An 18,369-nucleotide genomic window follows, 5' to 3' on the forward strand; every position below is an offset into this window, starting at 1 on the left:
GGGTGATTGACAGGAAGTCACCGCCGCTGATGAATAAGAAGCGATGGCTGGTATTGATTACAGCTTGCCTGTTGACATTGGCTGTATGGGGCGTATTCTATTATCGCAGCGTTCAAATGCCGAATTGGACCGAATCGCAGGAAGTGAGGCAAGCTGTGACGGAAACGGCAGGCCTTGTGCGAATCGAATCATTGACCAAGCATATCTGGGACGAGGTAACCTGGGTTGCGCAAGGGTCGGACGCTTCTGGACAGCCCGTGATTGTATTTCTGCAGAACGGTGAAGTCGTCTTCCGGACGGAAGAAGGGAATACAATGACGAAGGAAGATATGCTGCAATTATTCGATAGAGAGCACGCGGATGCGAAGCTAGTGGCCATTCAGCCAGGATGGTTTCGGGATCAGCCTGCTTGGGAAATGCAATATAAGCAGCAAGGGAGTAACGGTTTTTTTTATCACTTTTATTCCCTTCGAAACGGAGAAGAGTTGAATCATTTTTTCATAGCGACTCACTAGACAGGAAGCGGAGCGATTATGCTCCGCTTCCTGTTTTTACACCCACTTGATCCCCTCAAGATATGATATACTTTGATATATCAAGATTGTATATATGATAATCTATCTACTACAACATCTGGAGGGGAAAACCTTGCAAAAACCGCGTTTGATACCTGTAGTGCTGACAGCGGCTGCTACTGCAGTTCTCCTGTTCGGCGGATGGGGAATATATAAGCAATTAGCGGTATCTGCTCCCTTGCATGATATGCTGCATGAAGTGAATGGCATTGCTTATGCAGCGGAACCCGTCATTGACAAGGATAAGGTAGCCGTAACTGTGCAATTGTCGGAAGACGCAAGCTTGCGGGAAGTGTACGGGGATATCGCTCGCGAAGTGAAAGATATCGCAGGAGACAAGCAGCTTGAGGTGTCGATCAAGGATGAAGTCGATGAAGAGCTGGAACGACTATGGCACGCCTCCCTGTTCGATATTGCGGAGGCGATGGAGACGAAGACCTATTCTGCGATTCCTGCAGCCATGGAGAAGGCCGTTCAAGGATCAGAGCAGCTTGAAGTGGATACAGAGATGGACAATACCAATGTGTATATTACGATGAAGAACGGAGCGGCAACCAAGCATATTGTATTGCCGCGTACGCCGCAGCAGCTTGGGGTGTGGCCAAATGCGTAAAAGATGGCTTGAGCTTGTTATAGGCGTCGTTCCCGTTGCGATTTTGTTCGTGGCTTTCATGGGGATTAATGTGCTTCCGCTACTGTTCGCCATGATGATTGGAGCTGTTCTGTTCCTGGCGATAAGCGGCAAGGGCAAGCTTGCCGCGATGCCGGGCGGAGCCGGCAGGAGCGAATCCAGGATTGCGCCGCTGTCGTTCGATGAGATCGGCGGGCAGGAACGGGCGAAGAAGGAACTTGTCGAAGCGCTTGACTTCCTGGTCAAGAGAGAACAGATCGAGAAGCTCGGAATCCGCCCGCTCAAGGGGATATTGCTATCCGGTCCTCCTGGAACCGGCAAGACGCTGCTGGCGAAAGCGGCTGCGCAGCATACGGATTCAGTGTATGTCGCCGCATCGGGCAGCGAATTCGTCGAGATGTACGTTGGCGTAGGCGCGGGCCGTATCCGCGAGTTGTTCAAGAATGCCAGAGCGAAGGCGAAGAAGGAGAACAAGAGCAGCGCCATCATCTTCATCGACGAGATTGAAGTAATCGGCGGGAAGCGCGACGGCGGTCAGCATCGCGAATACGATCAGACATTGAATCAGCTACTGACGGAGATGGACGGCATATACGGCAATGAATCGCCGCGCATCTTGCTTATTGCCGCTACTAACCGGAAAGAGATGCTGGATAGCGCCTTGCTGAGGCCCGGCAGATTCGATAGGCATATCGAAGTCACACTGCCTGACAAGAAGGGCAGGCTGCATATTCTGAACATCCATGCGAAGAACAAGCCGCTTCATGAAGGAAGCGATCTCGCGTCTGTCGCTTCACAGGCGTTCAATTTCTCCGGGGCACAGCTGGAGTCGGTCATGAACGAAGCCGCTATCTATGCCATGCGGGAGAACGAAGCACTCATTACGAACAAGCATTTGACGATGGCGATTGACAAGGTGATGCTTGGCGAACGCACCGATCGCGAGACGACGCATGAAGAGAAGGAACGGGTGGCGCTGCATGAGTTGGGTCATGCGATTATGGCCGAGCTGCTGCGGCCGGGCAGCGTATCGCAAGTCGCCTTGTCGCCGAGAGGCGGAGCGCTCGGTTACGTCCGTCAGCATCCGCAGGATGATCAATATTTGTACACGAAGCGATTCCTGGAATCGCAAATTATGGTAGCATTAGGCGGCGCGGCAGCCGAGGAAATCTTCTATGACGAGCGAAGCACAGGCTCGAGAGGCGACTTCCAGCAAGCGTTGGACCTGGTGAAAACACTGGTGGAATCCGGTCTGACGGATCTGGGCATCGTAGATGCGGACATGATTACCAAAATGCAATGGAGTAAGGTGACTGGAGCTATTCTTGATGATTTAATGCAGCGAACGAAGGATATGCTACAGGAGAAGCAAGACGTGTTCCGCACCTCCTTGCATATTTTGATGGCAGAAGAACAGCTGTCCGGAGATGAATTCCGGAACCTGCTGAACCGAAATTCCGCAGCGTAAGCGCTCAACTTTCTAACAATTTGAAGGCAGTGACATTGACTGCCTTCTTTTTTTATTGAAAACCGTTATAATAAAGGTGCATGTGAAATTTCTGACTTGAAGGAGCATTATCACTACATGATAAAAAAGGTTGGCGTAATCGGCGTTGGCACGATGGGACAAGGCATCGCGGAAATGCTTGCCGCGAACGGGCTGGAAGTTGTGCTCGTGGAGCAAACTCCGGAGCGCCTTGCATACGGATTGCAAATGATTAAAGTAAGCTTGGATAAGCAAATTGAAAAGTGGGCACTGACAGCTTCCGAAAAGAAGCTGATCTTGTCACGCATTCATACAGAAGGCGGTTACGATGCTTTAGTGAAGTGTGAGCTGGTGATCGAGACAATATCAGAGGAGCTGGAAGCCAAGAAGGAAGTTTTCCGCCGCATTGACCGCATTTGCTCGCCGCATGCCATCTTGGCCAGTAATACTTCAACGCTAAGCTTGACAGAATTGGCCAGTGTCACGAAGCGTCCTGATCGGGTAATCGGTCTTCATTTCATATACCCCGCATTCAAGATCGATCTGGTGGAAATTGTGCGGGGACTGAAAACCTCTGACGAAACGTTCAAAGAGACGAAGCATTTCGTCGAGGAGATTATTCAGAAGAAAGGTGTTATGGTATTCGAATCGCCCGGCTTCGTGACGACACGGCTCATCTGTCTATTCATTAATGAAGCGCTGCATGTGCTGCAAGAAGGTGTCGCTTATGCGGAAGATATCGACGATGCGATGCGAATCGGCTATTCCTTCCAGCATGGGCCGCTGGAGATGGCGGATCGGTTCGGCCTCGATTCTGTCCTGGCTGCTCTGGAACGCATGTTCAGGGAATACGGGGAGCTGAAGTACCGTCCATCCATTGTGCTGAAGAAGATGGTACGCGCAGGTCAGCTGGGTGTGAAGTCCGGTTCTGGATTTTTCAAATACGACAAGGATGGGGACCGAATCTCATGAAAATACTCGTTATCAATGCAGGTAGCTCATCATTGAAATATCAGCTGTATGATATGTCGGACGAGTCCGTACTCGCAAGCGGACGGGTTGAACGGATTGGAATGGACTCCTCGATCGTCACGCACGAGCCTGTCGGCGCTCTCGAGGTTCGCGACGTCAGCGAAATATTAGATCATGTATCGGCAGTGAAGCGGGTAATCGATCTGCTTACGCATAAGGAATACGGCGTCGTCACTTCCATGTCGGAGATCGAGGCAGTCGGCCATCGCATTGTGCATGGCGGCGAGGTGTTCAAGAACTCCGCTCTCGTCACAATGGAAGTGAAGAAAGAGATCAAACGACTGTTCGATCTTGCTCCGCTTCATAACCCGGCACACTTGATGGGCATTACTGCTGTCGAGAATGTATTGCCTGGCGTTCCTCAAGCCGTTGTCTTCGATACGGCGTTCCATCAGACGATGCCGGACACCTCCTATCTGTACCCGATTCCCACGGTATTGTACCGCAGACACGGCGTTCGCCGTTACGGCTTCCATGGGACTTCTCACGCATATGTGAGCGATAAAGCGGCCCGGGTACTGAATAAGCCTCTGGAATCGCTCAAGATGATTACCTGCCATATCGGCAATGGCGCCAGCTGCACGGCGATCAAGGACGGTAAGTCGATCGATACCAGTATGGGTATGACGCCATTGGAAGGGTTGATGATGGGGACACGCAGCGGTGATATCGACCCCGCTATTGTGCCATTCGTTATGAACAAGGAAGAGCTGACGCTGAACGAGGCCAGCTCCATGCTGAACAAGCACAGCGGCATGCTGGCGATATCCGGACTTAGCAGCGATATGAGAGAAGTGACAGACGCAATGAACGAAGGGGACAAGAATGCGAAGCTCGCATTCGATATGTATGTCTACCGCGTGAAGAAGTATATCGGCGCATATGCTGCCGCCATGAATGGCTTGGACGTGCTCGTGTTCACAGCAGGAGTCGGCGAGAACTCCGTCGTATTGCGAAAAGCTGTTATGGAAGGATTGACCTTCCTTGGTTTGGAGCTGGATGAGAAACGAAACGCTGCGAGAAGCAAGGAAGCGCGACAGATATCGACAGATCGTTCGAAGGTAAAAGCGCTAGTCGTACCGACGAATGAGGAATTGCTGATTGCACGAGACACCTATGCGCTTGTGAATGAAGCTCAATAGCCAGTTGTCATCATGCTTGTATCTTCTGCGGAAGATGCAGGCATGTGCTGTATCAAGAGTTGTTCGGGAGAAGAGAGGGGAGTGCTGGAGTTGAGTGACGAGCTATGGAAAGCCTATTCTCACGGCATGGCGGCCGCAATGGGAGAAGGCGGCGCTTACTTGCCGTCCGTTCTTCTGCGTAGTTATAAGGAGCTGGGGCTGTCAGATACGGAGGCTCTACTGATGCTGCAACTGGTCATGTTCCGAGAAGCGGAGCACAATGATTTCCCGACACTGGCGCAGTTGGCAGTACGGATGGGCGTTAGCGAGAAGAACGTCAGCGCCTGGATTGGAAGACTGATGAAAGACGGGTTCCTTACGATTGACGAATATGTAGACGATACGAACGGGATGCAAGCGGAGCGGTACAATTGGAACGGCTGGCTGCTGAAGGCCGCAGAATGGTCGTCTGATCGGAAGCGTCAATCCAAGCGGGCCGACTACAAGCCGAACGCTTCGCACGTGAAGCGTCAGCTGGAGAACGATCTGTTCACCGTATTCGAGCAAGAGCTGGGCAGGCTGCTGTCGCCGATGGAATGCGAGACGATCAGCAGCTGGCTGGATGTGGACGGCTATACGGAGGAGATTATCCGATTCGCATTGAAGGAAGCGGTATTCGCAGGCAAGCTGAACTTACGCTATATCGACCGTATTCTGTTCGAGTGGAGCCGCAATCGCGTTACCAATCCCGACGAGGCCAGAGCCCACGCGAAGCAGCACTACGGAACAAGCAAGCAGTAAGAGCGTAACGTTTGTTGGAGAAATATACTAATCAACGCAAAGTTCTTATTGCAGAAGGCGGAGAGAGCCAATTAGGCAAATGATTGAAGTGAGATGGAAAAATAATAAGTACTCATAAAAATATAAAACACGAGGATGATCTGATCTCTGCTAGAGACGCATAATGGTTCCCCGCTTTTACATTTTCACAGCAATAATAATGTGAATCGACTCCGTTATATGCCGGGAGACAACATCATAATGATGCTGCTTTAGCCAGCCCGTCAGCTCAGACAGAGTGGAAGGTGTGATGGCATGAGCAGCTTCTTCGTGATTCCGGCTTTTAGGCTCATCTGCCGGTTGACTCCCGCTTTCAATCGCCATTAATCCCGAAATGACCAGTCTTCCGCCGACCAGCAGCACACGGTCCATCTCTTGGAGTGCAAGCAGCTGCTGCTGACGGTCAAGATATTGCATGGCAAAGCTGGTTGCGATGAAGTTGTAATGGCTTGAAGCAACAGGCAAGCTGAGCATATTGCCGCGCCGTGCCGTAACTTGTGGCACTCGCTGGCGTAAAATGGCTAGCATCTCCGCCGATTGCTCCACAATTGTCAACTGCGCTCCCGATTCGGCCAGCAGCATCGTTAAATTGCCGCTGCCCGCTCCCAGCTCAAGTCCCTTTTCTTCCATTTGCGGATCAAGCCATTCCAGTGTTTGCGCCAGTGCTGCGTCATAAGCGGACGGGCTGATGAAATGTTGCAGGACGGTCAGAGGAGCATGCGTACCGTATTGCCGCGCAATGCCGTCAAAGTCCCACTTATCACTCCACTTATCGCGCAGGCTGCGGATGGAGCGAATGTTCTCAGCGGCTGCTTCTGCTTCATCTAACGATATGTTTTCCTTTTGATGCCATCGCGCTAATGTTTCATCGAAGGCACGCAGCATTTGCGAAGCAGCAAGCCATTCTTCGTAAAGCTTTCCCCGGGCGGCATCCACTTTCTCCAAAAAGGCACTCGGCTTATCGATTGAAGCAAGCGCATTTTTAATTTGGGCGATGGATAATCCAAGCTCTCTCAGCGCGACAATCCACCGTAGCCGTTCCACATCGTTGTCGTTGTATAGGCGATAGCCATTATCGTCCTGTTTTACGGGCGCGATGAGCCCCTTCTCTTCATAGAAACGCAAAGCCCGCGGGCTTGCTCCGACCTTGGCGGCCGCTTCATGCACTTTCACCTGACACACCTCCTGCCCTTCATTGTGAACGTTGACGCAGCGTCAAGGTCAAGCGGAAAGGAAAACTCCCCATCGAAGGGATGGGGAGCAAGCGCTGCTGATTTAACGCTGGCCGCTTCGCTTCAGCAGCTCCCAGCGATAGACGTATTCAAAGATGAATTCAAATGCTTCCAGATGTCGCTTTGCTTCGAAAGCGTTGGCGCCCCAGGCGTAGATGCCGTGCTTCCTGAGCAGAATGCCGGGAATATGCTTCTGGATGCGCTCCGTCACCTCCGGAATGATGGAAGGGATATGGGCGAAGTTGGATACGATCGGAATGTCAATATGCGCTTCCTCGTCCCAAATGTTAAAGCCCTTGATCAGCTCTACGCCATCGACTGGCACGGACTTTTGGTCCCAGAAGTATTCGGAGATGACGTTGTTCCATACGGTGTGCACATGGAATATCGCACCGGCGCCCGTTAGCCGATAGATTTCGCAATGAATGAGCGTCTCGGCGGATGGCTTAAGCGAGGTCTGCTCGCATGGCTTGCCGTGCTGATCCACGAACAGGTAGTCTTCGGGCGTATGAACGGTCTTGTCCTTGCCGCTTGCCGTAATCGCGAATTGAAAATCATTGGGCTGGTAGTCGCCCACCCGAATGGACAGATTGCCGCTCGTTCCCGGGAACCAGCCGCGGGATGCGAATAGCTCTTTTACTTCACGAAGCTCCAGCAGCGCGCGTTGCTTGTCTTCTAACGCAATTTGTTCAAAGCTCATGTTACATTAATCCTTTCTGCTTCCATGGCGTGAATGATATCGTGGAATGTCTCATATTCGTTATGCGGTATGCCGAGCTCCCGGCATTTCTCGGTCAAGTGGGAGCGGGAGAAGACGATATCCGCCTGCTTGGCGCCTTCGAAATCCGTCACGCTGTCTCCGATAATAATCCGCTCATACTTGCTTGCCGGATAACGGCGCATAATCGTCGTCTTGCACATGCCGCAATCGTTCGCGCAGTGATCATCGCATGGATGCGGCCACAGAATCTCCGTCTGCGGACTGCTGAAGTCGCTGCCGTTGCAGAATATATGCTCCTTCGGAATGCCGAACGGCTCCAGCAGAGGAAAGACAAAGAAATCGATGCCCCCGCTTGTCACAAGCACCTGGATATCATTTCCCTTGCAGTAATTGAGAAATGTCTGGAAACCTTCTCGAATGCGTGCGTTGGAGATACTGTATTGAATCATCTCTTCTTTCATGGAAGAGGGGAGGAGGCGGAACATACGCCCTACCCCTTCTTTGATCGATAGCTCGGTAGCGATTGTTCGGCTCGCGATGTCTTCCCAGCCTGGCGGATTGAAATGCTTGATAAGCGCGATGATGTTGTCATTGACGGTGATGGTCCCGTCGAAGTCGCAAAATACGATGCGTTTCTTGTCTGTTCTTTGCTTGTTGCTCATGATGTCTTGATCCCCCATGCTTCGATAGCTGCCTTTAAAGGCGCATGGCCCACTTGACTCGCCGCCTCTTCCAGCGGCACGCCGTTCATAGCGGCCGCAATCGCTTGACGGAATGCGGAGCCGCCGGCTTCCGTACCCATAGGATGGCCGTGAATGCCGCCGCCGGCATTGACTACGACTTCATGGCCGAAGTCCTGCAGGATAAGCGGCACGAGACCGGGGTGAATGCCGGCGGATGGAACGGGGAGGCTTGTCCGCAAGTTGTGCAGCGGCTGCAGCAAAGCTTCCTTAATAGCCAGATTCTCCGCCTTCGGCATGACGACAGAGCCGTAAGGGGAAGGGAACAGCACCAGATCGGCACCGGACAATCGCATCAGCTTGCCAAGCAGGAGCGAAGCGCTCATCCCGTAATGGGGCGAAGGATAGATCGCACCGGCCATTGCGGGGTGGGCCGCAATGGGAACGGAGATGGAGGGATCGCTGCTCAGCTCGTGCAATACGTCGTAGCCGTATGCCAGTACGTTGAACAGCAGCGCGTTCGCGCCTGCTGCAATCGCTCTGCGGGCGTTGTCCGCCAGCCTCGAGGTCGGTCCGGTCAAATTAACGGCGTACAGCAGCTTTTGGCCCGTCTGTTCCTCGGCTTGCCGCGCCGCTGCCATACAGGTCTCCACGCGCTTCTCCAGCGGGGTAAGCGGGTTCTCGAACAATATTTCGTCATCCTTGATCAGATCGACGCCGCCCATTGCTTGCCGGTAAAATTGCTCCTTCAAATTCGCCAGATCGTGACCGACGACCGATTTGAAGATGCTCATCAGCAGCGGTCGGTCGTGCACGCCAAGCAGCTGTCTGACGCCTTGCAGTCCGAACTTGGGTCCCGGGAACGCGGAAGCGAACGATTCCGACACGTCCAGATCCATGAGCTTGATGCGTCCATCCATGCTTAGCTTGCCGAATACGGTGACGAGGAGCGCGGGCAGATCCCTGCTGAAATTCAGGTCAGGATAAGCAATGGCAATATCGGCATAGCGACTGCCTGGGAGCGCATCATCAGGCTCGTGTACGGCAACGGACACCACCTTTCCGAGATGCTTCTCCATTTCCTCTTTTTTCGCTTGCGGTAGCTCCGTCCAGCTTCCTACCGTAAGACCGACCGCGATGGAGTGGGCTTTCTTGTGGAAGTCGGCCTTGTCGTCATAAGCTCTGTAAGTGGCAATACATACGCTGCTTGTTGTCATTGCGCCATACTCCTTTCAATCGCTTCGCCCAGCTCGTCGGCTCTGTCCGCGCTGCGGCGCATCCCGCTGACGATCGTGCGCGCGAGGTGGCCTTCCGCCATTACGCGCAGCGCCGCTTCTGTCGTCCCGTTCGGCGACGTAACCTTCCTGCGCAGCTCCGCAGGATGCTCGCCGGTCGTCCGGGCCATCTGGGCTGCGCCGAGAACGGTCTGGATGACGAGCTCTCTGGCCGCCGCCTCTGTCAAGCCCAGCTCGTCGGCGCCTTGCATCATCGCTTCCATGAAGGCGTACACATACGCGGGTCCGCTGCCGGATACGCCGGTGACGGCGGATTGCAGCGATTCCTCCACTACTGTAATGATGCCAATGGATTGGAAAATGGCTTCCGCAATCAATCGCTGTTGTTCTGAGACGACTTCCGAATAACTGATGCCTGTCGCGCCAAGTCCGATTGTACTAGAGGTGTTCGGCATCGCTCTGACGATAGGCTGGTCGCCGCCAAGCAGTTGTTCCATCGATGCGATGGACAGTCCGGCAATGACGGATACGACAAGCTGACGCGGCGTCAGAAGAGGCTTCAGCTCAGTCAGCGCCTCCGCTGCATCTTTTGGCTTCATGGCCAGAAAGATGACGTCGGCTTCGCGAAGGCTTCCCGCATGGGAACAGCCCTGCAGCTTCGTCCGCACGCCGTATTGTTGATGGAGCTCCGCCAGACGGTCCTCATTGCTCCGATTTAGCATCGTAATGCGTTCCGCTTGTATCATTTCATTGTTAATAAGTCCCCGGGCAATCGCTTCCGCCATGGAGCCAGCGCCGTAGAAGCATAGGTGCATGGAGGCAATGCTGCCTTGCGTTAGTGTAGACATGGTGATTTCCCTCCTTCGTAGCTTTAGGTGATTATCCTCTTATTTGACCGGAGCCGGCAATGCGGTATTTCGTGGATGTCAATGCAGGCAAGCCCATTGGTCCACGCGCATGCAGCTTCTGCGTGCTGATGCCGATCTCCGCGCCGAACCCGAATTCGAAGCCGTCGGTGAAGCGAGTGGAGGCGTTATGGTATACAGCCGCCGCATCCACTTCCTGCATGAACCGCTCTGCATGCTCTGTGTTCTCCGTCACGATGCATTCGGAATGCTTCGTGCCGAATTGGCGAATATGGGCCAGCGCTTCGTCCAGATTCTCCACAACCTTTATGTTCAAAATATAGTCATTGTATTCCGTCGCGTAATGAGATTCCTCCACAGTTAAAAGGCCGTCTACGATCGCTTGCGACTTGCTGCAGCCCTTCAGTTCAACACCTGCTTCACGCAGTCGCGCTGCGAGAGCGGGAAGGTGCTTGCCGGCATGGCTGCTGTGTACGAGCAGCGTCTCCATCGCGTTGCAGACGGAGGGGCGCTGCACCTTGGCGTTGAAGGCGATGTCGGACGCCATGCCGGGTTGAGCGGATTCGTCGATGTAAGTATGGCAGATGCCGGCTCCCGTCTCAATGACAGGAACAGTCGCATTCTCCACGACATTGCGAATGAGCGATGCGCCTCCGCGGGGAATTACGACGTCGAGCAGACCGTTCAACTTCAGCATTTCGTTGACGGAAGCACGATCGGAATCTTCAATGAGAGCAATGGCATCCTGCGGCAATCCCGCCGCTTCAAGCGCCTGCTTTAATATAGCCACGATCGCGCGATTGGATTCCAGCGCGGCGGAGCCGCCTCGCAGCACGACGCAGTTGCCGGTCTTCAAGCAGAGGCCCGCCGCATCGACAGTCACATTGGGGCGCGCTTCGTAGATCATCCCGATGACGCCTAGCGGCACGCGTACGGCTTGGATGGATAATCCGTTAGGTCGCCGGAAGTCGTCCAACACCGTTCCTACCGGATCTGGCAGGGCGACAATCTGACGCAAACCTTCTGCAATTCCGGCGATTCGCACGCCATCCAGCGCCAGCCGGTCGAGCAGGGAGTCGCTTGTTCCATTGTCGCGGCCGCGCGACAAATCTTGCCCGTTCGCAGCAATAATCTGCCCCTGATGCTCCAGCAGGGCATCCGCCATCATGAGCAGAGCCTTGTTCTTCTGCTCCGTTGTCATACGATTCATTGCGGCAGCTGCTTCTTGCGCCAGCATTGCCTTCTCTCTGACCTCGCTTATAGTCATATGAAAACCTCCTGTTCTTTTCAATCCATTGGATGCTAGAGTGTTACCCACTCGTCGCGATGAATCACTTCCAGCCTTGTCACTTCAACGCGGCGTGACACCTCGTCGGAACATAATCCGGCTGCCGCCTGCAGCTGCCAGGAGGCGTAGTTAACGACGCCTCTGCCGATCGGGTTCCCGCCGCTGCTCCGGACCTCGACGACATCGCCGGGATGGAAGTCTCCTTCACAGCTCGTTACGCCTGCGGGCAGCAGACTTCTGCCCGCAGTGAGCAGCGCTTGCTCCGCTCCTTCGTCCACTGTGATAACGCCTGTCGGTACAGAGTGGAAGCCAAGCCACTGCTTCTTCATCGACAAGCTGTGAAGCTTCGTATCGAAGTAGGTGCCTCGTCCTTGTCCGTTAACGGCGAGTGTCAGTTCGCCATCCTGCTGTACTTTGCCGATGAAGGCGGAGACACCGCCGCGCATGGCGATACGAGCGGCTTCAATCTTGGACCGCATGCCGCCTGTGCCGATCGCTGAGCCGGCACCGCCGGCAAGCTTGAGGATATCGTCCGATATCCGATCGACTCGCTCGATCTTGACCGCTTGCGGATTTATGCGGGGGTCCTCCGTATAGAGTCCATCCATATCCGTGATAATGACCAGCTTGGCTGCGCGGGTCATGGCCGCGACAAGCGCGGACAAATTGTCGTTGTCGCCAAATTTTAACACAAGTTCATCTGTAGCAACGGTATCGTTTTCGTTAATAATAGGAATAATGCGCTGCTTCAGCAATTCATCAACTGTCATTAACGCATTGTTCATTCTGCGGCGGTTGGAGAAGTCGGCCCGCGTCAGCAGAATCTGGGCCGCGACAAGCTCGTAGCGGGCCAGCTCCTCCTGATAAGCCTGCATAAGCAGCGCCTGACCGACGGCGGCAGCAGCTTGCTTCTCATGTACGGCTTTCGGACGAGCCGTATAGCCGATTCTCCGGAATCCTGCCGCCACGGCTCCGGAGGTAACGAGCAGCACTTCGCAGCCTTGCCTGTGAAGAGAGGCGAGTTCTCTGGAGAAATAAGCAATCCGCTCTCGATTCAACCCGCCTTCTTCCGTATTAAGCGAGCTGCTTCCGATTTTAACCACTATTCGTTCCATCATCGATCCCGTCCTAATCCATAATCAGATGTACATCCAATGCGCATTGTGCAGCAAAAAAAGACCTCCGTCCCCTGAAAAGGACGAAAGTCTCTGCTTCCGCGGTACCACCTTTGTTGATGAGCGCTCTTAAAAGGCGTTCACCCACCTCTGGCCTGATAACAGCAGGCGCTGTCCGGCTTGTCGCCGGCCGTTCGGGGATAGGCTTCGGCAGTTGCCACTCGGTAAATTCTCGCAGCCATTGGAATTCACTCTCTGTACGCGGCTCAACTTGCTTACTGGTCCCGTCGTTACGTTTTGTGTTCAATTATAATAAGAATATCACGATCTCATGGTACTGTAAAGAAAGGTAAACGCACGAATAGTGAGAGCGGCAGGACCGTCAGAACAAGCCAAGCTTGCCGATCCGCTGCACAGCTTCGCGCAGACGCACTTCGTCGGCCAGCAAGCCTAGCCGAACGTAACCTTCGCCATGCACGCCGAAGCCGTTCCCGGGAGCGACGACAACATTCGCTTCTTGCAGCAGCTTGTCGGCGAAGCTCTCCGACGTGTAGCCCTGCGGCACCGGCAGCCAGCAGAAGAAGGAGCCGCTTGGCTTCTGCGCACGCCAGCCGATGCTCTCCAACTCCTGGAACAGGGCGTCGCGACGCTGTTCGTAGCGAGCGGTTAAGTCCAAGACGCATTGCTGCGGACCGGTCAATGCCAGCGCGGCAGCCTCCTGAATACCGCCGAACAGACTGCAATAATAGTGATCCTGAATCGTGTTGATAAGGGAGATGATATCACGGTTGCCCAGCGCGAAGCCGACACGCCAGCCGGCCATATTGTACGTCTTCGACAACGTGTAGAATTCAATGCCGACCTCCTTGGCGCCAGGCGTCTGCAGGAAGCTGACGGGTCTGACATTGTCGTAGCCAATTGCTCCGTACGCGAAGTCGCTGGCCGCCACGATTCCATGCTTCCGTGCGAACGCCACGACCTCTTCATAGAAAGAAGCATCTGCAGTCGCTCCGGTGGGATTATTCGGATAGTTCATGAACATCAGCTTGGCCTTGTTCGCCGTCTCATCATCAACCGCGTGAAGATTGGGCAAGAAGGCATGTTCTTCCTTCAAAGGCATGAAGAACATCTCTGCCCCTGCAAGCGCTACGCCGGACCAATAATCGGGATAGCCGGGATCGGGAACGAGACAGACGTCACCCGGGTTCAGCAGGCATTGGCTGATTTCCACCAATCCCGTCTTGCCGCCGAATAGAATGGCCACTTCGGTCTGCGGGTCTAGCTCGACGTTATAATCTGCCTTATACCGCTTCGTTACCGCTTCCTTCAAAAACGAGTAACCGCTGAAGGGAGGGTATTTATGGTAGAGCGGATTGGCTGCCGCTTCTTGCAGCTTGGAGACAATATGGGGGGGAGTCGGCTGATCAGGATTGCCTTGGCCCAGATTGATTACGTCATGTCCCTCGGCGATTCGCACATTGGCCTTCTCGACCAGATTGGCGAAAAACTGCTTAGGAAGCGCCAACATCCTGTCGGCAGGCGTCACTTTCCATTGTGTATCCATCAAAACATCATCACTCTCCGCACACGCTACTTTTAATGTTCAAATATAAATAATGTAGCATGAACGCGACAAGATTTGAAGAACAAGCTCTACGATGGTTTAAGTGGCCGGTATGCCCATCTTTTTGATAAACGGTGCAATATCCACGTTGAACAGGAACAAATAGGGCCGTTTGTTCTGGTCAAACAATAGCAGGGTCGGCGGTTTGTCCGTGCAATAAAACAGGAACAAGTCATTCGTCACAATAGAGATGTCGTCTGTCTTCACTGTGGCCGGAGATGCCAGAGGTATGCGGTATACATAACTGCAACTATCGTCGGCTGTAACCTGCGGAGCCAGACCTGTTACAGATTGCAGCCAGGACATCGCCATCGCCTGGAACTCACTGTCGTTAGGCACACTTTTAACGACTTTCCCTGCAGCCACGTCGAACGCTTGTACGGGCAATAGCGGAGCTGCGTTTATTTCTTTCGCGGATACCGGTACTGCGATGCATGCAAGCAACAATACAGCGGATAAGAGCATTCCATATATTTTGCGCAATGGATAACGCCTCCTTATGATCAGAATTCGCCATGACTGATGGCATTCATTGCTTCTTCCGTTACGTTGCCCATCTTGACAGAGAACCATGAGCCGGTATGATTAGGGAAATAAACCAACTAGGGAGGAACTGCATCATGAGTAAAAAATTGCGGCTCGCGATCATCCAAATGGATGTGCACGTCGGAAATCCGGAGTCCAACTTCGTATCGCTGGAACGAAAGCTGGAAGAGGCGGTGGGAGTCGCCCATAAACCTGACGTTATTCTGTTCCCGGAAATGTGGAATACGGGCTACGCCTTGTCTGAAATTAGACAGTTGTCGGATCCGGAAGGCAAGCGGACGAAGGAACTACTATCGGGATTCAGCAAGCGACACAGCGTCTATATTGTGGGCGGATCGATCGCGGAGCTGAGGGGGAACGAAGTATTCAATACGATCTATGCATTCGATCGGAATGGGGAGCAGATTAGCGATTATTCCAAAATGCATCTGTTCCGTCTTATGGATGAAGAAAAATACCTGACTGCGGGGGACAAGCATGGGAACCTGACGATCGATGGAGAACAGGCGGGCATGATGATCTGCTACGATATCCGATTCCCCGAGCTGGCGCGCGGACTTGCGCTTGGCGGCGTCAAGCTGCTGTTCGTTCCCGCGCAATGGCCGAATCCGAGACTCCATCACTGGAGAACGTTGTTGATGGCGCGGGCGATTGAGAACCAAATGTTCGTGATTGCTTGCAACCGAATGGGACAGAGTGGAGATACGACCTTCTTCGGCCATTCCATGGTTGTCGACCCTTGGGGGGAGATCGTAGCGGAAGCAGGAGAAGAAGAGACCATATTACATGCAGAGATCGACATGGCGCTCGTCGATTCCGTTCGCGCGAAGATTCCTATCTTTGAGGACAGACGACCGGCGTTGTATTCCAAAAACTAAAGACTTACGAGGAAGCCCAACTGTCATTCACGATAGCTACCCATCGTCTTGTTAAGCGTCTCGATGAAAGCTTGCGCTGCTTTGGACAGGTAACGCCCTTTACGACTCGCTACTACAAGCGTCCTGGTCGGCTTGGCGCTAAGCGGCAAGTATACCGGGGCGAATTCCTCTCCGCGTGAGCGAGTGAGCATTTTTGGTACGAAGCCGATGCCCATTCCGCCAGCTACAAGCGATTGAACGGTCTCGATGTTGCTGCTTTCGAACACGATGCGAGGGGAGAAGCCGACCTGCTGGCACAACTCTACTGTAATCTGTCGGAAGCCTTGTCCCCGCTTCAAGCCGATGAACGGTTCCTCGGCGAGCCGAGCGATGTCTACCGGACTATTCTCTGCCGCAAGAGGATGCTGCGGCGGGACGGCCAGGCAGATCTCTTCCTCGAGATAGGGCTTCCATGTCAATGAGCTGTCGATGAGCGGTAAGGATAGCAGGCTCAGATCCGTTCCGCCGCTGGCCGTCAGCTGTTCCAGCTTTGCGGTCGTATCCTCTACAAGGGACACTTCAATCTGGGGATACATGGCTCCAAAGACCGGCAGTACGAGCGGCAGCACATGGGAGCCGGTAATGGGCAGCGTGCCGACGATGAGTCGGCCGCGGCGCATCTCGCCCATGTCGTCCATTTCCTGCTTGAGCTGCTCCACAGCATCCAGTATATACTGCGCTTTTTGAACGAATAATTCACCCGCATGTGTCAGCTCGACAGAGTTGGTCGTGCGCCTGAACAGCATTAGTCCCAGCTCTTGCTCGAGCTTGGACAGCTGTTGGCTTAGCGAAGGTTGTGCGATATGCAGCTTATCTGCGGCACGGGAGAAGTTTTTCTCCTGCGCGATATGAATGACATAATTCAGTTGGCGTAGTTCCAAGTGAAGGTCCTCCCTTTTAATTGAAATCAATTCACATTACGTTATAGGGAATAACTATAGTTATTATAGATATTATATCTTAGATCAATCAAGAAAGACATGGTATGATGACATTAATTCAATTGCAACGCTGAAACTGAAATGAACTCATGGGGTGATCATAATGTCGAAGAAGACAATGTTTGAAAAAATTTGGAATAATCACGTCATTCATCAAGAAGAAGGCAAGCCAAGCATCATTTACATTGACTTGCATCTTGTTCACGAAGTTACTTCTCCGCAAGCGTTCGAAGGGCTTCGCATGTCCGGTCGTCAAGTGCGCCGTCCAGAGCTGACGTTCGCCACGATGGATCATAACGTTCCGACGAAGGATCGTTACAACATTACCGACCCCATCTCCAAGCAACAGATCGATACGCTGACTCAGAATTGTAAAGACTTCGGCGTGAAGCTGTACGACTTGGACAACATCGATCAAGGCGTCGTGCACGTGATGGGACCTGAACTTGGTCTTACTCATCCCGGAAAAACGATTGTGTGCGGTGACAGTCATACGTCTACGCACGGCGCGTTCGGCGCGCTGGCGTTCGGCATCGGCACAAGCGAAGTGGAGCATGTGCTTGCCACGCAGTGTCTGCAGCAATCCAAGCCGAAGACAATGGAAGTGCGCTTCAGCGGCAAGCGCAAGCCGGGCGTAACTGCGAAGGATTTGATTCTTGGCGTCATTGCCCAGTACGGTACGGACTTCGCAACCGGCTATGTGATCGAGTACACGGGGGAAGCGATCAAAAGCCTTACGATGGAGGAGCGCATGACGGTGTGCAACATGTCCATTGAAGCCGGCGCCCGCGCAGGTCTGATCGCACCAGACGAGACAACTTACAACTATCTGAAGGGCCGCGAGTATGCGCCCGTTGATTATGAAGCGGCTGTTGCTGCATGGTCGAAACTGACGACAGACGAAGGAGCGGCGTTCGACAAGGTCGTGCCTTTCGATGTGGATTCCCTTATTCCGCAAGTGACTTGGGGAACTAGCCCAGGCATGGGTACGGACATTACGGCAGCTGTTCCCAATCCGGCTGACATGTCGGCGGACAATGAGCGCAAGGCGGCGGAGAAGGCTCTTGAGTATATGGATTTGAAGCCAGGTACGCCAATGACGGATATCGCGATCGACTATGTGTTTATCGGTTCCTGCACGAACGGTCGTATCGAGGATCTTCGGGCAGCTGCGGATATCGCGAGAGGCTACAAGGTGCACGAGAATGTGACGGCGATAGTTGTGCCGGGTTCTGGACGCGTTAAGATGCAAGCGGAGAAGGAAGGGCTGCACGAAGTGTTCATCGAAGCGGGCTTCGAGTGGCGCGAAGCAGGTTGCTCCATGTGTCTGGCGATGAATCCGGATGTGCTGCAACCGGGACAACGGTGCGCATCGACTTCTAACCGCAACTTTGAGGGCCGCCAAGGCCGTGGCGGAAGAACGCATCTGGTGTCTCCTGCTATGGCTGCGGCTGCAGCCGTGAAGGGACGTTTCACCGATGTGCGGGAATGGAAGCTTAACGCTGAGGTTGTCAGTTAA

At 53.6% G+C, this 18,369-nt stretch carries 18 protein-coding genes; 8 read left to right on the top strand and 10 right to left on the bottom strand.

Annotation, left to right across the window (positions count from 1 at the left end; genetic code table 11):
- Positions 1–29 precede the first annotated feature (29 nt).
- The 6 genes from ACFQ2I_RS05580 to ACFQ2I_RS05605 all read left to right on the top strand — a co-directional run bounded on the left by ACFQ2I_RS05580 (position 30) and on the right by ACFQ2I_RS05605 (position 5,646).
- Complete coding sequence (locus ACFQ2I_RS05580) at positions 30–515, top strand: hypothetical protein (RefSeq protein ID WP_377562664.1); 486 nt, start codon at positions 30–32, stop codon at positions 513–515.
- Positions 516–648: 133 nt separating this feature from the next.
- On the top strand, positions 649–1,188 hold the full coding sequence (locus ACFQ2I_RS05585; RefSeq protein ID WP_377562666.1) for a hypothetical protein: 540 nt from the start codon (positions 649–651) through the stop codon (positions 1,186–1,188).
- Entirely contained in the window at positions 1,181–2,674 is a 1,494-nt protein-coding gene (locus tag ACFQ2I_RS05590) for an AAA family ATPase (protein WP_377562667.1), read from the top strand. The genes ACFQ2I_RS05585 and ACFQ2I_RS05590 overlap by 8 nt, the downstream gene beginning before the upstream one ends.
- A 117-nt stretch (positions 2,675–2,791) precedes the next feature.
- A complete protein-coding gene (locus tag ACFQ2I_RS05595; RefSeq protein ID WP_377562669.1) occupies positions 2,792–3,664 on the top strand; it encodes a 3-hydroxyacyl-CoA dehydrogenase family protein in 873 nt (290 codons plus the stop codon).
- Complete coding sequence (locus ACFQ2I_RS05600; RefSeq protein ID WP_377562671.1) at positions 3,661–4,866, top strand: acetate/propionate family kinase; 1,206 nt, start codon at positions 3,661–3,663, stop codon at positions 4,864–4,866. The genes ACFQ2I_RS05595 and ACFQ2I_RS05600 overlap by 4 nt, the downstream gene beginning before the upstream one ends.
- Positions 4,867–4,947: 81 nt before the next feature.
- Positions 4,948–5,646 (top strand): DnaD domain protein, encoded by a 699-nt coding sequence (locus tag ACFQ2I_RS05605; protein ID WP_377562673.1) that lies wholly within the window; start codon positions 4,948–4,950, stop codon positions 5,644–5,646.
- 177 nt (positions 5,647–5,823) lie between these two features.
- On the opposite strand, the gene ACFQ2I_RS05610 is transcribed toward ACFQ2I_RS05605, so the two are convergent.
- The 9 genes from ACFQ2I_RS05610 to ACFQ2I_RS05650 all read right to left on the bottom strand — a co-directional run bounded on the left by ACFQ2I_RS05610 (position 5,824) and on the right by ACFQ2I_RS05650 (position 14,929).
- Positions 5,824–6,858 carry a MerR family transcriptional regulator gene (locus tag ACFQ2I_RS05610; protein ID WP_377562675.1) on the bottom strand — a complete coding sequence of 345 codons (1,035 nt, stop codon included), beginning with the start codon at positions 6,856–6,858 and terminating at the stop codon, positions 5,824–5,826.
- Positions 6,859–6,960: 102 nt separating this feature from the next.
- Positions 6,961–7,617, bottom strand: a complete 657-nt coding sequence (mtnB, locus tag ACFQ2I_RS05615) for a methylthioribulose 1-phosphate dehydratase (protein WP_377562677.1) — start codon at positions 7,615–7,617, stop codon at positions 6,961–6,963.
- Positions 7,614–8,300 carry a 2-hydroxy-3-keto-5-methylthiopentenyl-1-phosphate phosphatase gene (locus tag ACFQ2I_RS05620; RefSeq protein WP_377562679.1) on the bottom strand — a complete coding sequence of 229 codons (687 nt, stop codon included), beginning with the start codon at positions 8,298–8,300 and terminating at the stop codon, positions 7,614–7,616. The genes mtnB and ACFQ2I_RS05620 overlap by 4 nt, the downstream gene beginning before the upstream one ends.
- Positions 8,297–9,535: a 2,3-diketo-5-methylthiopentyl-1-phosphate enolase gene (locus tag ACFQ2I_RS05625; RefSeq protein WP_377562681.1), complete on the bottom strand. Its 1,239-nt coding sequence runs from the start codon at positions 9,533–9,535 to the stop codon at positions 8,297–8,299. The genes ACFQ2I_RS05620 and ACFQ2I_RS05625 overlap by 4 nt, the downstream gene beginning before the upstream one ends.
- The gene (gene proC, locus ACFQ2I_RS05630) at positions 9,532–10,401 is read right to left on the bottom strand and encodes a pyrroline-5-carboxylate reductase (protein WP_377562684.1); all 870 of its coding nucleotides are present in this window, start codon (positions 10,399–10,401) and stop codon (positions 9,532–9,534) included. The genes ACFQ2I_RS05625 and proC overlap by 4 nt, the downstream gene beginning before the upstream one ends.
- Positions 10,402–10,432: 31 nt before the next feature.
- The gene (locus ACFQ2I_RS05635) at positions 10,433–11,686 is read right to left on the bottom strand and encodes a glutamate-5-semialdehyde dehydrogenase (protein ID WP_377562686.1); all 1,254 of its coding nucleotides are present in this window, start codon (positions 11,684–11,686) and stop codon (positions 10,433–10,435) included.
- 35 nt (positions 11,687–11,721) lie between these two features.
- On the bottom strand, positions 11,722–12,825 hold the full coding sequence (gene proB / locus ACFQ2I_RS05640) for a glutamate 5-kinase (RefSeq protein WP_377562689.1): 1,104 nt from the start codon (positions 12,823–12,825) through the stop codon (positions 11,722–11,724).
- A gap of 379 nt (positions 12,826–13,204) precedes the next feature.
- Positions 13,205–14,386, bottom strand: coding sequence for a pyridoxal phosphate-dependent aminotransferase (locus tag ACFQ2I_RS05645; protein WP_377562690.1), 1,182 nt, complete (start codon positions 14,384–14,386; stop codon positions 13,205–13,207).
- 99 nt (positions 14,387–14,485) lie between these two features.
- Complete coding sequence (locus ACFQ2I_RS05650; protein WP_377562691.1) at positions 14,486–14,929, bottom strand: hypothetical protein; 444 nt, start codon at positions 14,927–14,929, stop codon at positions 14,486–14,488.
- A 137-nt stretch (positions 14,930–15,066) separates the two neighbouring features.
- Here ACFQ2I_RS05650 and ACFQ2I_RS05655 point away from each other — a divergent pair, with 137 nt between their 5' ends.
- Complete coding sequence (locus ACFQ2I_RS05655) at positions 15,067–15,870, top strand: carbon-nitrogen family hydrolase (RefSeq protein WP_377562693.1); 804 nt, start codon at positions 15,067–15,069, stop codon at positions 15,868–15,870.
- A gap of 23 nt (positions 15,871–15,893) precedes the next feature.
- On the opposite strand, the gene ACFQ2I_RS05660 is transcribed toward ACFQ2I_RS05655, so the two are convergent.
- Positions 15,894–16,790 carry a LysR family transcriptional regulator gene (locus ACFQ2I_RS05660; RefSeq protein ID WP_377562695.1) on the bottom strand — a complete coding sequence of 299 codons (897 nt, stop codon included), beginning with the start codon at positions 16,788–16,790 and terminating at the stop codon, positions 15,894–15,896.
- A 163-nt stretch (positions 16,791–16,953) separates the two neighbouring features.
- On the opposite strand from ACFQ2I_RS05660, the gene leuC reads away from it, so the two are divergent.
- Complete coding sequence (gene leuC / locus ACFQ2I_RS05665) at positions 16,954–18,369, top strand: 3-isopropylmalate dehydratase large subunit (RefSeq protein WP_377562696.1); 1,416 nt, start codon at positions 16,954–16,956, stop codon at positions 18,367–18,369.

It is taken from the genome of Paenibacillus chungangensis (assembly GCF_042675905.1).
Lineage (GTDB): Bacteria > Bacillota > Bacilli > Paenibacillales > Paenibacillaceae > Pristimantibacillus > Pristimantibacillus chungangensis.

What these genes read in the sequence shown, in the direction of transcription:
- ACFQ2I_RS05620 (WP_377562679.1), bottom strand. Translation starts at nt 8,300, where the DNA reads ATGAGCAACAAGCAAAGAACAGACAAGAAACGCATCGTATTTTGCGAC.
- ACFQ2I_RS05635 (WP_377562686.1), bottom strand. Translation starts at nt 11,686, where the DNA reads ATGACTATAAGCGAGGTCAGAGAGAAGGCAATGCTGGCGCAAGAAGCA.
- ACFQ2I_RS05580 (WP_377562664.1), top strand. Translation starts at nt 30, where the DNA reads ATGAATAAGAAGCGATGGCTGGTATTGATTACAGCTTGCCTGTTGACA.
- ACFQ2I_RS05600 (WP_377562671.1), top strand. Translation starts at nt 3,661, where the DNA reads ATGAAAATACTCGTTATCAATGCAGGTAGCTCATCATTGAAATATCAG.
- ACFQ2I_RS05625 (WP_377562681.1), bottom strand. Translation starts at nt 9,535, where the DNA reads ATGACAACAAGCAGCGTATGTATTGCCACTTACAGAGCTTATGACGAC.
- proB (WP_377562689.1), bottom strand. Translation starts at nt 12,825, where the DNA reads ATGATGGAACGAATAGTGGTTAAAATCGGAAGCAGCTCGCTTAATACG.
- leuC (WP_377562696.1), top strand. Translation starts at nt 16,954, where the DNA reads ATGTCGAAGAAGACAATGTTTGAAAAAATTTGGAATAATCACGTCATT.
- ACFQ2I_RS05655 (WP_377562693.1), top strand. Translation starts at nt 15,067, where the DNA reads ATGAGTAAAAAATTGCGGCTCGCGATCATCCAAATGGATGTGCACGTC.
- ACFQ2I_RS05645 (WP_377562690.1), bottom strand. Translation starts at nt 14,386, where the DNA reads ATGGATACACAATGGAAAGTGACGCCTGCCGACAGGATGTTGGCGCTT.
- proC (WP_377562684.1), bottom strand. Translation starts at nt 10,401, where the DNA reads ATGTCTACACTAACGCAAGGCAGCATTGCCTCCATGCACCTATGCTTC.
- ACFQ2I_RS05590 (WP_377562667.1), top strand. Translation starts at nt 1,181, where the DNA reads ATGCGTAAAAGATGGCTTGAGCTTGTTATAGGCGTCGTTCCCGTTGCG.
- ACFQ2I_RS05595 (WP_377562669.1), top strand. Translation starts at nt 2,792, where the DNA reads ATGATAAAAAAGGTTGGCGTAATCGGCGTTGGCACGATGGGACAAGGC.
- mtnB (WP_377562677.1), bottom strand. Translation starts at nt 7,617, where the DNA reads ATGAGCTTTGAACAAATTGCGTTAGAAGACAAGCAACGCGCGCTGCTG.